Source organism: Nocardioidaceae bacterium SCSIO 66511 (assembly GCA_023100825.1).
Classification (GTDB): domain Bacteria; phylum Actinomycetota; class Actinomycetes; order Propionibacteriales; family Nocardioidaceae; genus Solicola.
Genome location: CP095846.1, coordinates 1,025,734 through 1,038,586 on the forward strand (window position 1 = coordinate 1,025,734; position 12,853 = coordinate 1,038,586).

The following is a 12,853-nucleotide window of genomic DNA, read 5'->3' on the forward strand; positions in this document are numbered from 1 at the left end:
ATGTCTCGCCATGATCCGGCAGCCGAGGCCGTCGTCGACCTCGATGCCTACGCACACAACCTCTCCGTCATCGGTGAGGCAGCGCGCGGTGCCCAGCAGTTGGCAGTACTCAAGGCCGATGCGTACGGCCATGGGCTGATCGAGTGCGCGCAGACCGCGCGTTCACACGGCGTTCCGTGGCTCGGCGTGACCACCATCGCCGAAGCTCTGGCACTGCGCGCGGCCGGAGACGACCGGCGAGTGCTGTGCTGGCTTTATCCGCCCGGCGCGGACTTCGCCTCGGCCGTTGAGCACGACGTAGACCTCGCCGCGTCGTCGGCCGCGCAGCTCGGCGAGATCGTGGCGGCCGCCGCCGGCAGACGGGCGCGGGTACATCTCAAGGTCGACACCGGTATGACCCGCAACGGTGCACTCGGCGCCGACTGGTCGCATCTGGTGACTGCGGCAGCAACGGCACAACGCAAGGGCTCGATCGAGGTCGTCGGCGTGTGGTCGCACTTCGCCTGTGCCGACGAACCGAACCACCCGTCCGTGGACGCACAGGAAGAAGTCTTCCGCCAGTCGGTCGTCGAGCTCGGCTCCGCGGGCATCGAGCCGGAGCTCCGCCACCTCGCCAACTCCGCCGCAACACTCACCCGGCCGAGTGCGCACTTCGACCTCGTACGCGTCGGCATCGCGAGCTTCGGCCTGACCCCGGCGCCCAACGTCGGCTCGGCCGCCGAGCTCGGGCTGCGACCGGTGATGACCCTCCGCGCTCGACTCGCCAACGTCAAGCGCGTACCCGCTGGGTCCGGAGTCTCCTACGGGCACACCTACGTCACACCGGCCGACACCACCCTCGGCCTCGTACCCGTCGGCTACGGCGACGGAATGCTGCGCGCGCTGTCGAACCGCGCCTTCGTGTGGTGCGCCGGCGAACGTCGTCCGATCGTCGGGCGGATCTGCATGGACCAGTTCATGATCGACCTCGGCGACGACGATGTCGCCGTCGGCGAGCCCGTCGTACTCTTCGGAGGCGGCGACGGCGAGCCGAACGCTCAGGACTGGGCCGACGTCGCCGACACCATCTCGTACGAGATCGTCACCCGCATCGGCGGACGCATCGAGCGCCGCCATCTCGGAGCCACCGGATGAACCTGCTGAACAAACGCGCGCTCGGAATCTCCGCGGCGCTCGTCGGAATCGCCGCGGCCGGAGTCGCTACCGAACTCGTCGGTCGCCGGCGCCGATCTCGGCGCATGGACGCCGGCGAGGACGTACCGTTCGGCTCGCTGCACTCCGAGCCCCGGCCGTTCGTCGCCAGCGACGGCGTACGTCTGCACGTCGAGGTGGACGAGGCCGACGACCCGACGTCCGCCGTAACGGTGATATTTGCCCACGGTTGGGTCCTCGACCTCGACAGTTGGCACTACCAGCGCGCGGCGCTACGCGGCGACGTCCGCATGGTCTTCTACGACCAGCGGTCACACGGCCGCTCCGGGCGCGCGACCCGAAACGGCTCGACCTTCGAACAGCTCGGCCGCGACCTGCGCGACGTCATCGAGCAGACAACTCCCGAGGGCCCAGTCATCCTCGTCGGCCACTCCATGGGCGGGATGACGATCATGTCGCTCGCCGAGCACTTCCCCGACTTCGTCCGCGAACGCGTTGCGGGAGTGCTGCTGTGTGGTACGAGCGCGGGCGGACTACTACCCGCCGGCACACCACTGCGCACGGCTGCGAACCGCCTGGAACGAGTCGGCTTCGCGATCACGCCGTTCCTCGCGCTCGGCCGGCGGATCGGCAGCAACCGCTCGTCTCGCCGGCTCATCGTCGGCCCGGAGTCGCCGGACCGATACGTCGACATGACGACCCAGATGCTGCGGCGTACGCGCACCCACGTACTCCTCGACTTCCTCCCGAACTTCGGCGGATTGGACGCGTACGAGGCGCTCGCGACGCTGCCGGGCAAGTCGACGGTCGTCGTGAGCGGTACGGACGACCAGCTCACCCCGCACAAGCACAGCATCCGCATCGTCGACCGGCTCCCGGGCGCCCGACTCGTTGTCGCAGACGGCGCCGGACACATGGTGCAGCTCGAACGCCACGACCTGGTCACCGCCACCCTCGACGACCTCATCGACCAGGTGACCGACGAGCGGGAGACCGCATGACCGCCCTCAACCGGCACGCTCTGAACGTCCTCGACGCCAGCCCCGACGACGCTGAGGCGGTGCTCGCCGTCATCCGACTGTCGTTCGGCGCCCGGCCCGTGCTCGACCCGCCGTCGACGGCCGCCGACGAGACGATCGAGTCGGTCGCCGCCGCGCTGGAGGAGTCCGGTGGCCTGCTCGTCGAGCGTCGAGGCAAGCCGATCGGCGCAATGCTGTTCGACGAGACACGGCCGCGGATGCTCGGGTTCCGGCGTGTCAGCGTCGACCCCGACCACCAGGACCGCGGAGTCGCTTCGGCGATGGTCGGCGTGGCCGAAGACACCGCCGAGGAACGCGGCTGCGACGGCATCTGGCTCAATGTCCGTGAGGAGCTGCCCGACAACGTCGAGTTCTGGACCCGTCGTCGCTACATCCCGATGGGACGCAACGCCGAGATGATGGAGTTCGGCAAAACGCTGTGGCTCGGGCGTGAGCTGGCGACCGCCGAGTCGACCCGGGAGTTCGGCGAAGCGCTTGCCACCCTGCTCCAGCCCGGCGACCTGCTCGTCATGTCCGGAGAGCTCGGAGCGGGCAAGACGACGCTCACACAGGGAATCGGGGCTGGGCTGGGCGTACGCGGACCGGTGACGTCGCCGACTTTCGTCATCTCGCGGAAGCATCCGAACCTCGGCGACGGGCCCCCGCTGCAGCATGTGGACGCGTACCGCATCGACGATCCCGCCGAGCTCGATGACCTTGATCTCGACATGGCCGCCGACTCGTCGGTGACCGTCGTCGAATGGGGCGCCGGCAAGGCCGAGCAGCTCGCCGACTCGTGGCTCGACGTACGCCTCGAACGCCGCAAGGGCACTGTGCTCGATCCGCTCGGCACGATCGTTCCAGAGGAGTCGGGCGAAGACATGCGCGTCGTCACGGTCAAGCCGCACGGGAAGCGGTGGGTCTGGGCGCCGCTGCGGTCCACGTTGCTGGCCTGACTCGCAACTCGCGCCACGGCGGCAGACCGAGCCCGCGCCGGATCCGCAGCACCCGTACGCTGAGCGCGTGCTGGTCCTCGCGTTCGACACTGCCTCCCCGGCGATCACCGTTGCCCTCCATGACGGCAACGACGTACTCGCCGCGATCGACTCCGTCGACGCCATGCGACACGGCGAGTTGCTCGCCCCCAGCATCGAGCAGGTGCTCGCAGAAGCCGGTGCCGACCGGAGAGACCTCAGCGATGTCGCCGTCGGCGTCGGCCCCGGTCCGTACACCGGGCTGCGGGTCGGAGTCGTGACCGCCCGTACGCTCGCGGCCGCATTGTCGATCGAGCTGCACTGCGTCTGCTCGCTGGACATCATCGCGGCCGCGGTATCGACCGAGGTGCCGTTCGTCGTGGCCACCGACGCCCGGCGCAAGGAGATCTACTGGGCCCGCTACGACGCTGCCGGTGAACGGGTGACCGGGCCCGACGTCGCCCGGGCCGACGCGATCGACCATCCACAGCAGCTGCCCGCGTACGGCCGCGGTGCACAGCTGTACGCCGACGTGCTTCCGTTCGCCGGCGGGCCGCTGGACCCCGACGCGCGCGTACTCGCCGCCGCGGTCGCACACCGACGCATACCCGAGGTCGAGCCGGAGCCGATGTATCTTCGGCGCCCCGACGCAACCCCGCCGGGAGCCCGCAAGCGGGCGACGGGATGATCGATCGCGCCACGAGCGCCGACGTGGCCGCGCTTGTCGAGATCGAGCGGCTGTGCTTCGGCGCCGAGGCGTGGTCGGAGACCCTCGTACGCGCTGAGCTCGATGCGCCGTCGCGCACCGTCGTGGCGTATCGCGACGGAAGCGCTGTCGTCGGGTATGCGAGCGTGATGGCCACCGCAGACCTCGCCGACCTGCAACGCATCGCCGTGCGACCCGATCGGCGCGGGCGCGGGTCCGGACGCCGCCTGCTGGATGAAGCGATGCGGGTCGCGGCGCTCGGCGGAGCCGACCGAATGCTGCTTGAGGTGGCCGCCGACAACCACACGGCGATCGCGCTGTACGGCTCTGCCGGGTTCGGCGAGATCGGCAGACGTGTCGGCTACTACGGGCAGGGCCGAGACGCGCTCGTCATGGCACGCACCCTGGAACGCATCTGACTGAGTGGTAGCCGAATGGGTCACCCGTCCGGTACAGTCGTCCCACTTTTGTTACCGGGAGGTACGGAATGCGTACGACTGCTCTACTCGGATCGCTCGTCCTCACTGCTGGGTTGCTCGTCGCGTCCGGTGCGTCGACTGCGGCAGAGCCCACTTCCCATGCGGGCTTGAAGAAGAGCGCTGGCAAGTACGACATCGTCGTCACCAAGGACGTTCCGATCACGATGCCCGACGGGCGGGTGCTCCGCGCGAACATCCATGCGCCGGCCGACCCCGCGACCGGCAAGCCCGCCAAGGGGTCGTTCCCGGTGATCGTCGGCCAGACGCCGTACGGCAAGTCGGGTGCGCAGCCGGCACCGGGATACAACGGGGTGAATCCCTACCTGGTCAAGCGTGGCTACATCGGCGTCGTCGTCGACGTCGCCGGCACGGGCGGCTCCGAGGGCCAGTCGCAGCTGTTCGGAAAGTCGGAGGCTCGCGATGGGCGCCGGGTCGTCAACTGGGCCGCGAAACTGCCCCACAGCAACGGGAAAGTCGGACTCCTCGGCATCTCGTACCTCGCGATCGACCAGTTGTTCACCGCCGGAGCCGTAGGCAAGAACTCCCCGCTCAAGGCCGTCTTCCCGATCGCCGCATCAGTCGATCCGTACCGCGATCTGTTCACCAGCGGGGGAGTCGTCAACCTCGAGTCATCACTCGGCCTGCTCGCTGCGTACCTCGGCGTACGTACGACGACGCCGTTCTCCGAACGCCCGGACAATCCACTCGATGCGTTCCGGCTGAGCCTCGAGCACGCTTTGGCGGGCATCCCGTTCGAGCTGACCACCGCTCTCGACGCTCTGCTGCAGGGAGACCGCGTCTACGACGGCGACTACTGGCAGGAGCGCGCGCCTGAGAGAGTGCTGCGGCGGATCGTTCGCAACAACGTAGCGGTGTATCTCGTCGGCGGTCAGTGGGATGTGTTCCAGCGCGGAGAACCCTTGCTGTACAGCGGTTTGCAGAACGCCGCAGCAGGGAGACCGGTCACGGCGCCGATGGCTCCGGGTCAACAGGCCGACCCTCGGTATCAGTTGCTCACGGGTCCGTGGACCCACGCCAACCCGGGAGCCGGGGCAAAGCTCAACCGCCTTCAGCTGCGGTGGTTCGACCGATGGCTGAAGGGTCGCAACACCGGGATCCTCAAGACGCGCAAGCCCCTGCATGTCATCGAGCCCGGAGGTCGTAGCTACGACGCCGCACGGTATCCGCTACGCAACGCGCCGACGCGACGCTTCTTCCTGCAATCCGGCGGGGCACTGTCTCGTACGCCGGCGCCCGCCGACGACGGTGGCGACCACGTTGTGTTCACCGGACTGTCGCCGCTGTGTACGCGTTCAACCGATCAGTGGGCGGCAGGCGGTCTCAGCGGGCTACTGGCGGGCACGCCCTTCGACTGCACGAAGCATCGCGTTCCGCGCGGCCCGGGCCCGGGTGAGGTCGCGTACTCGACGAAGCCGTTCGCGAAGCCGACCACCCTCGCGGGACCGATCGGAGTGACGCTGCGCGCGAGATCGACCCAGCTCGAGTCGATGTTCGTCGTACGCCTGGACGACGTGGCGCCCGACGGCACGGTCACCGAACTGACCGGCGGCGCGCAGCTGGGGTCGCAGCGTGCGCTCGACCGCTCGCGTAGCTGGCCGTCCGGTGAGCGCGGCGGGTACTCCGTTCCGTACCACCCGATGACCCGCGAGTCGCAGCGGCCGGTGATGCCGGGCAAGACCACGCGCTACGACATCGAGGTACGCCCGGCGTTCCTGACCGTCCCGAAGGGCCACCAGCTGCGTTTGACGATCGGTACGGGTGACCTGCCACATCTGCTTCCGCCGCCGCTGCGACTGCCGATGCTCATCGGCGGGATCTACGACGTACGTCACGAGTCGGGCGCACAGTCCTGGGTCGATGTGCCGGTCAAGCGTTGAGCCGGAACTTCCGACCCGGGGAGCCTCAGCGCGGATCGCGTACGGCTCGGTCGAGCCGGTCGCGGAGAGCCTGGCAATGTGCGCGGAACTCGTCCGGGCCGACGATCGTGAAGTCGACGCCCATCGACAGCACGATCGCCGCGATCCATTCGTACGAATGCCCCCACAGATGCGCTACGCAACGCTGCGACGCGAGTGACTCGAGCTCGACCTCCTGGGTGAGGAGCCGGTCGGCGGCCGTGGAGAGCGGGGCATCGAGCATCAGCTCGGTGCGTATCGGCGGTGTCGAGTCGTCCTGATGGATCGCGGCGGCGTCGCCGGGGATGTCACGAGGGTCGAAGTCGCGCTGCCAGGCGAGTCCGGCCATCCGGTCAGTGCGGAACGTACGCCAGTCGTCGCGTTCGAGATCCCAAGCCAGGATGAACGTACGCGACTTGTGCACGACGAGCCGGTACGGCTCGGCACGGCGAGCTCCGAGCTCGCCGTCGGCCCCGTACGTGAAGGTGATGACGCGGTGCTCGCGCGCGGCATCGCCGAGCTCGTCGAGGGGTGACGCCTCACGCATTTCCGGCCCGCTCCTTTTTGTATCTATCACGCATGGGTACAAACCTATTGGAGCTATGCGTGATAGATACAAAACCTGAGGCGGCGGCAGTACGCCCGCAGGCTACGCTTCGGTAATGCGCGACCTCACGTACCCGTCGGTGATCCGGACCGCCAAGGTGGCGTTCAGGCTGCTCGGCTTGAAGTTCCAGATGTCCGGCACCGAGTACGTGCCGCGCAGCGGCGGCGCGATCCTGGCGATGAACCACGTGAGCTACGTCGACTTCATCTTCGGAGGTCTCGCGGCGCATCCGAGCAAGCGGCTGGTGCGGTTCATGGCCAAGCGCGAGGTGTTCGACCATCGCATCGCCGGTCCTGTCATGCGATCGATGCATCACATCTCGGTCGACCGCGCCGACGGGCTGGCTTCGTACCGCGAAGGCGTCGAGTACGCGCGTGCCGGTGAGATCGTCGGTGTCTTCCCGGAGGCGACGATCAGTCGGTCGATGGAGCTCAAGGAGTTCAAGACGGGTGCGGTGCGGATGGCGGCCGAGGCCGGCGTACCCGTCATCCCGATGGTGCTCTGGGGCACTCAGCTGATCATGACCAAGGACCACCCGCGCGATCTGTCCCGCGGCAAGACGATCGCGCTCCACGTGGGCGAGCCGATGCTGGTCGACGGTTCGGATCCGGTAGGCGACACTGCACGCGTACGAGATCGCATGAGCGGTCTGCTGGAGCATGCGATTCGCGCGTACCCGGTTGCACCCGACGGTCAGTGGTGGGCGCCCGCATCGTACGGCGGTTCGGCGCCGACGCCCGAGGAGGCACAGCGCCTCGACGATGAGGAGAAGCGCCGTCGCGCAGAGCGTCGGGCGCGTACAACGCCGTGACGACTCGGCGGAGTTGCTGCGTGACCGATAGTGACAACTGGCGACTGTCCCATTAGGGTCCTCTCGACCGGCTCAATGCCTTCGAGGAGGACCCCATGTCAGAGTCCAACCCGACAGGTCGCGCGGCGACATATCGCACCTTCGACGAGGTGCAGGAGACGCTGAGCCCGGCGGAGCAACGCTTCGAGCGGGGACGCCGCACGATCGGACTCTTCGCCGGACCGATCGTCGGAATCCTTGTCTACCTGCTGTGTGCGCCGCTCGACGCACCCCAGCAGCGGCTGGCGGGGATCCTCTCGTTCGTCATCATCTACTGGATCTCCGAGGCGATCCCGATCCCGGTGACGTCGATGCTGGCGATGTGCCTGATCGTCGTCACCCAGGTCGCGCCCGCCGACGAAGTGTTCGCGTTGTTCGGCAACTCGACGATCTTCGTGTTCATCGGCGGGTTCATCATCGCCGAGTCGATGCGCAAGCACGGACTCGATCGGCGGTTCGCGTTCGCCATGCTGAGGCTGCCGTGGGTCGGCGACTCGACCGTACGAATCATCATTGCCTTCGGCGTCATCACGGCTCTGTTGAGCGGGTTCGTGTCCAACACGGCAACCGCCGCGATGATGATGCCGATCGCAGCGGGCATCGTCGGGTTCCTCGCCAACAGGCTCGTTGCGCAGTCCGATGAGGACGCCGACCCGAACCGGCTCCGTTTCGCCACCGCGCTGATGCTGATGACCGCGTACGGCGCGAGCGTCGGCGGGCTCCTCACTCCGGTCGGCAGCCCGCCGAACCTCATCGGCCGCGAGTTCATCGAGCAGAACACCGATGAGTCGATCCCGTTCTTCACCTGGATGCTGCTCGCGTTCCCGCTCGTACTGCTCATGTTCCTTGCGTTGTGCCTGATTCTCGTACGCCTCAACAAACCGGAGGCGAAGCGCATCGAGGGCGTCGAGCAGTACGTACGTGAGGAGCACGCGAAGCTCGGGCCGATGGGCAAGGGCGGCCGCAACACGCTGATCGCCTTCGGCGTCGCCGTTGTGCTGTGGGTGTTCCCCGGCGTGGTCGCACTCTTCACCGAGGGCGAGGGCGACTTCTACGACGGCGTTGCAGAGCGGCTCGACGAGGGCGCGGTCGCGATCATCGCCGCCAGCCTGCTGTTCCTGTTGCCGATGGACTGGTCGCGACGCAAGTTCACGATCACCTGGAACGACGCCACACGCATCGACTGGGGCACGATCCTGTTGTTCGGCTCGGGAATCGCGCTCGGCGGGCTGCTCGGCTCGACCGGCCTCGCCAAGACGATGGGCGACGAGATCAGCGACCTGCTCGGCGTCTCATCCCTGCTGGGCTTGACGATTCTCGCCACCGTCATCGCGGTGATCATCAGCGAGACCACGAGCAACACCGCGAGCGTCGGCGTCGTCGTGCCGATCATCATTCCGCTCGCCGACGCTGCCGGCGTCAACCCGGTGATCCCTGCGCTGGCTGCGATCTTCGGCGCGTCGTTCGGCTTCATGCTCCCGGTCTCGACACCGCCGAACGCGATCGTCTACGGCACCGGCATGGTGCCGATCACCAAGATGGTGCGCTCGGGCATCGTCTTCGACGTGATCGGCGTCGTGATCATCGTCGCGGGTGTGATGGGCATGGCGACCCTGCTGAATCTCGGCTAGCTGGCGCGGCCGCCCCGTGAAATACCACGGGCCGATAGCAAACCCCGCCGCTCACCAGCAAACTTGCTACGTAGCGGCGTGGAATCCCATGGGTCCGTGGTATTCCACGCCCCCGCGTACGCGCCCGCTAGCGTGGTGGGCATGCCCACGCGATCACTGCCCGAGCCGTCGGACCGGCTGAGCGATCCGGCCGAGCTACTCCCTGCGTACCTCGACTTCTACCGGTCGACGTTGCTTGCCAAGCTCGACGGGTTGTCCGACGATGATCTCCGCCGCAGCATCGTGCCGTCGGGGTGGTCACCGCTGGAGTTGCTCAAGCATCTGCGTTACGTCGAGCGGCGTTGGCTGGTCTGGGGGTTCGAAGCGGCACAGGTCGAGAGTCCGTGGGGCGACAGCGACCCGACGTCCGGTTGGCACATCGCACCCGATGAGTCGTACGAAAGCCTGCGGGCAGAGTTCCTCGCGCAGTGCGCGACCTCTCGCGAGATCCTCGCGCGCTCAGACCTCACCGACCGCGCGAAGGTCGGCGGACGGTTCACAACACTGGACGAGGCGCCGTACCTGAGCTGGATCCTGTTCCACCTCGTGCAGGAGTACGCCCGCCACGTCGGTCACCTCGATGTTGTACGCGAACTGCTGGACGGATCGACCGGGGAGTGATCGTCCGCATCGTCACCCGACCCGGCGCGCCGCATCTCCAGTCGCACAGAAACAGCCAGCGCGAGGCCGATCGCGACGATGAACGGCACGGCCCAGTCGGCAGGTGCGTTCGCGGGCTTGACCGCTAGTACGAACACATCCCAAGCGGGGCGGAGAGAATCAGTCACCGTCGCGGGCGGGTGGAGGGTCCCGCCGAGATAGCCGGCGGCGCTGAGCGCCGGTGAGACGATCCACGCAAGTACGATCGCCGCCACCCATGCGAGCAGCCGTACGTACGGGCGAACACCGATCACGACCAGTCCCACGACCAACAGCCCCGCTCCGACGTAGCAGGACGCCGTGTACAGCAGCTCGGATCGACTGTCGAGTCCGAGGTTGTAAGTGATGTAGAGCAGCCACGTCGGCAGTGCGCCCGAGAGGCCACACAATGCGATACCGAGCGGCACTCGGCCGAAGTAGGCTCCCGCACCGAACAGCCAGCCGAGCAGCGTTGCGCCGGCAGCGGTTGCCATCAGTGCGGCGAGAACCGCGGCGTTGCCGTCATCGCCGGTCTCGACGTTGCCCAGCACAGAGGTCGACCAGATGCCGGTCACCAGCACTGCACAGGCCAGGCCGGCGAACGATGCTGTGAGTGTCGTCGCCGGCGGCCCGTCGGAGAACAAGGTGAGGAGTCCTGCAAAGGCGCCGCCGACGACTCCGCACAGGACGAGGAGCGCGAGGTAGTCAGTCAGTAACGGCAGTGCGACCATGCGGTCCGCGACGGAGTATGCATCGAGGAGGCCGACGTCGTCCGCGGCACCGCCGATCAACCACGGCAGATAGCCGACAAGCCACCAGGCCAGTGCCGATGCGGGTGCGATGACCGTTACCGGGACAACGGGTTTGCGCATGGGTCTCCCTCTCGAAGGCGACGTTTCGCAGTCAGTCTCCGCCGCAGAGGACAGCCGCGTCATGAGCGTCCGTACTCAGATTCACGGAGCATATGTCGTGTACGAGAAGCCCGTCGCGGGATCGTTGATCGCATCCAGCGCGGCGAGGTCGTCTGCAGTCGGCTCCCACGAGCCGGCGCGTACGTTCGACTCGATCTGCTCGGGCCGAGTCGCGCCGGCGATCACACTCGCGACGCTCGGCTGCGCGGCGAGGCCGCCGATCGCTACGTCGAGGATCCCGATACCTCGCTCCTTCGCGTACGCCTCCAGCGGCTCGATGCGGTCGAAGTCGGCGCTGTCGAGTCGTGCACTCTGCTCCTCCAGCCGGGAGCCGCTCGGCGCGGAGCTGCCGCGGGAGTACTTGCCCGTCAGCAGGCCGTACGCGAGCGGGAAGTACGGCAGGACGCTGACGCCGATCTGCTCTGCCGCGGGTACGAGCTCGAGCTCGGCGGTGCGGTTGTAGAGGGAGTACTCGTTCTGTGCGGACACGAAGCGCTGCGTGCCGGCAGTACGCGCCGTCCAGTCGGCCTCGATCAGCTGCCACGCGGTGAAGTTCGAGCAGCCGAGGTAGCGCACCTTGCCCTCGGTGACGAAGTCGCTCATCGCCTCGAGAGTCTCCTCGATCGGCGTCACGAGGTCCGGCGTGTGCAGCTGGTACAGGTCGATGTGATCGGTGCCGAGCCGACGCAGGCTTGCCTCGACGGCACGGCGGGCGTACCGGCGTGACGCCCGAGCGCCCCAGTCCGGGCCGTTGCTCCCGCGCATGTCCATACCGAACTTCGTCGCCACCACGACGTCATCGCGCCGCGAGCCGAGCGCCTTGCCGAGCATCGTCTCGCTCTCACCGGTCGCGTAGGTGTCGGCCGTGTCGAACAGCGTGATCCCCGCGTCGATCGCGCTCGAGACGACGTTCGTCGTCTGCGCTTGGTCGATACGCGCGCCGAACGCATTGCAGCCGACGCCGACCACGGACACCATCAGGCCGCTGTCACCCAGCGGGCGGTAACGCATGTCAGTCATGCGGTCAGGCTATGCGGCGCCGCGACGGTCTACGTCGTCGCCATCCGGCGGCGCAGCATTCGGCGCACCAGCAGGGCGATGGCAGCGAGCGGAATGCCGAAGGCGACCAGGAAGGGGAGAATTGCGCCCGCGACGGTCGCCACTGCGGTCCAGGCCGTCTGCAGGCCGGACCAGCCCGCGCCGAGACCGGCGAGGAAGCCTGCTTCGTCTGTGTCCTCGGCGACCGGCTCGTCCTTGACCATCGGCCGGATGGACACGTCGATGGTCGCCGTGGTCGTACGCTGGGTGAGCGACTTCTGCTGCGCCTGCAGCGATTCCAGGTCGGCCTGTCGCTTGCCGAGGACGGACTCGAGGCGGATCACGTCGCCGAGCTTCTCGGCGCGTCCGAGCAGCAGCCGGATTCGACGCAGGCTCGACTTCGCGTTGTCGATGCGGCTGTCGACGTCGACCAGCTCCTCGGTCACATCCTTCGCCGTCTGCTCACGGGAGATGACGGTTCCTGCGCCGCCTGCCGACGTCATCGCTTCGTCGAACCGATCCGTGGGTACGACGAGCTCGAGCTGGACGCGGTCGAAGCCGCCGTCCTTGCGGGTCGTGGATCGTTCATCGGCGATGTACCCGCCGAGCCCCTTGATCTTGCCGATGACGTCCTCGCGGGCGTCGGCGACGTTCTTGCTCGAGATCCGAAGGCGGCCGTTCCGTTCGATCGCACGGTCCTGCAGCGCGACCGTCGACAGGTGGTCCTGCTGGTCCTGGGTACGACCGGCCGCCGCATTGTCGGCCGACTCGGCGGCGGCGCCACCGTCGTCGCTCTGGGCGGACGTCGATGCGACCCCCGATTCGTCGTCCCCGTCGCTCGCGCATCCCATCAGGGCGACGAGGGCGATACACATTCCGATGGCCACTCGCA

Annotated in this window: 13 protein-coding genes; 9 read left to right on the forward strand and 4 right to left on the reverse strand. The window is 67.7% G+C overall.

The features are described 5' to 3' along the window. The 6 genes from alr to MU582_04870 all read left to right on the forward strand — a co-directional run bounded on the left by alr (window position 1) and on the right by MU582_04870 (window position 6,228). Window positions 1-1,134 (forward strand): alanine racemase, encoded by a 1,134-nt coding sequence (alr, locus tag MU582_04845; protein ID UPK75967.1) that lies wholly within the window; start codon window positions 1-3, stop codon window positions 1,132-1,134. Further along, entirely contained in the window at window positions 1,131-2,153 is a 1,023-nt protein-coding gene (locus MU582_04850; protein ID UPK75968.1) for an alpha/beta hydrolase, read from the forward strand. Before alr ends, MU582_04850 begins: the two co-directional genes overlap by 4 nt. Then, on the forward strand, window positions 2,150-3,127 hold the full coding sequence (gene tsaE / locus MU582_04855) for a tRNA (adenosine(37)-N6)-threonylcarbamoyltransferase complex ATPase subunit type 1 TsaE (protein ID UPK75969.1): 978 nt from the start codon (window positions 2,150-2,152) through the stop codon (window positions 3,125-3,127). Before MU582_04850 ends, tsaE begins: the two co-directional genes overlap by 4 nt. Before the next feature lie 67 nt (window positions 3,128-3,194). After that, entirely contained in the window at window positions 3,195-3,833 is a 639-nt protein-coding gene (gene tsaB / locus MU582_04860) for a tRNA (adenosine(37)-N6)-threonylcarbamoyltransferase complex dimerization subunit type 1 TsaB (GenBank protein ID UPK75970.1), read from the forward strand. Then, on the forward strand, window positions 3,830-4,270 hold the full coding sequence (gene rimI, locus MU582_04865; GenBank protein UPK75971.1) for a ribosomal protein S18-alanine N-acetyltransferase: 441 nt from the start codon (window positions 3,830-3,832) through the stop codon (window positions 4,268-4,270). Before tsaB ends, rimI begins: the two co-directional genes overlap by 4 nt. A 68-nt stretch (window positions 4,271-4,338) precedes the next feature. After that, window positions 4,339-6,228 (forward strand): CocE/NonD family hydrolase, encoded by a 1,890-nt coding sequence (locus MU582_04870; protein ID UPK75972.1) that lies wholly within the window; start codon window positions 4,339-4,341, stop codon window positions 6,226-6,228. A gap of 25 nt (window positions 6,229-6,253) precedes the next feature. Here the strand turns inward: MU582_04870 and MU582_04875 are convergent, their stop codons facing one another. Further along, on the reverse strand, window positions 6,254-6,793 hold the full coding sequence (locus MU582_04875; GenBank protein ID UPK75973.1) for a WYL domain-containing protein: 540 nt from the start codon (window positions 6,791-6,793) through the stop codon (window positions 6,254-6,256). Between the two features lie 115 nt (window positions 6,794-6,908). On the opposite strand from MU582_04875, the gene MU582_04880 reads away from it, so the two are divergent. The 3 genes from MU582_04880 to MU582_04890 all read left to right on the forward strand — a co-directional run bounded on the left by MU582_04880 (window position 6,909) and on the right by MU582_04890 (window position 9,994). Continuing rightward, window positions 6,909-7,664: a 1-acyl-sn-glycerol-3-phosphate acyltransferase gene (locus MU582_04880; protein UPK75974.1), complete on the forward strand. Its 756-nt coding sequence runs from the start codon at window positions 6,909-6,911 to the stop codon at window positions 7,662-7,664. A gap of 95 nt (window positions 7,665-7,759) precedes the next feature. Then, window positions 7,760-9,334, forward strand: a complete 1,575-nt coding sequence (locus MU582_04885) for a DASS family sodium-coupled anion symporter (GenBank protein ID UPK75975.1) — start codon at window positions 7,760-7,762, stop codon at window positions 9,332-9,334. Window positions 9,335-9,475: 141 nt separating this feature from the next. Then, window positions 9,476-9,994 carry a DinB family protein gene (locus MU582_04890; protein ID UPK75976.1) on the forward strand — a complete coding sequence of 173 codons (519 nt, stop codon included), beginning with the start codon at window positions 9,476-9,478 and terminating at the stop codon, window positions 9,992-9,994. Here the strand turns inward: MU582_04890 and MU582_04895 are convergent. The 3 genes from MU582_04895 to MU582_04905 all read right to left on the reverse strand — a co-directional run bounded on the left by MU582_04895 (window position 9,946) and on the right by MU582_04905 (window position 12,848). Further along, the gene (locus tag MU582_04895) at window positions 9,946-10,884 is read right to left on the reverse strand and encodes a hypothetical protein (GenBank protein UPK75977.1); all 939 of its coding nucleotides are present in this window, start codon (window positions 10,882-10,884) and stop codon (window positions 9,946-9,948) included. The genes MU582_04890 and MU582_04895 overlap by 49 nt on opposite strands. Window positions 10,885-10,965: 81 nt before the next feature. Beyond that, window positions 10,966-11,943, reverse strand: coding sequence for an aldo/keto reductase (locus tag MU582_04900; GenBank protein ID UPK75978.1), 978 nt, complete (start codon window positions 11,941-11,943; stop codon window positions 10,966-10,968). 29 nt (window positions 11,944-11,972) lie between these two features. Continuing rightward, window positions 11,973-12,848 carry a DUF4349 domain-containing protein gene (locus tag MU582_04905; protein UPK75979.1) on the reverse strand — a complete coding sequence of 292 codons (876 nt, stop codon included), beginning with the start codon at window positions 12,846-12,848 and terminating at the stop codon, window positions 11,973-11,975. Window positions 12,849-12,853 lie beyond the last annotated feature (5 nt).

Bases quoted from the DNA above. Each gene is read 5' to 3' on its own strand.
- alr (UPK75967.1), top strand. From the start codon at position 1: ATGTCTCGCCATGATCCGGCAGCCGAGGCCGTCGTCGACCTCGATGCC.
- MU582_04850 (UPK75968.1), top strand. From the start codon at position 1,131: ATGAACCTGCTGAACAAACGCGCGCTCGGAATCTCCGCGGCGCTCGTC.
- tsaE (UPK75969.1), top strand. From the start codon at position 2,150: ATGACCGCCCTCAACCGGCACGCTCTGAACGTCCTCGACGCCAGCCCC.
- rimI (UPK75971.1), top strand. From the start codon at position 3,830: ATGATCGATCGCGCCACGAGCGCCGACGTGGCCGCGCTTGTCGAGATC.
- MU582_04870 (UPK75972.1), top strand. From the start codon at position 4,339: ATGCGTACGACTGCTCTACTCGGATCGCTCGTCCTCACTGCTGGGTTG.
- MU582_04875 (UPK75973.1), bottom strand. From the start codon at position 6,793: ATGCGTGAGGCGTCACCCCTCGACGAGCTCGGCGATGCCGCGCGCGAG.
- MU582_04880 (UPK75974.1), top strand. From the start codon at position 6,909: ATGCGCGACCTCACGTACCCGTCGGTGATCCGGACCGCCAAGGTGGCG.
- MU582_04885 (UPK75975.1), top strand. From the start codon at position 7,760: ATGTCAGAGTCCAACCCGACAGGTCGCGCGGCGACATATCGCACCTTC.
- MU582_04890 (UPK75976.1), top strand. From the start codon at position 9,476: ATGCCCACGCGATCACTGCCCGAGCCGTCGGACCGGCTGAGCGATCCG.
- MU582_04895 (UPK75977.1), bottom strand. From the start codon at position 10,884: ATGCGCAAACCCGTTGTCCCGGTAACGGTCATCGCACCCGCATCGGCA.
- MU582_04900 (UPK75978.1), bottom strand. From the start codon at position 11,943: ATGACTGACATGCGTTACCGCCCGCTGGGTGACAGCGGCCTGATGGTG.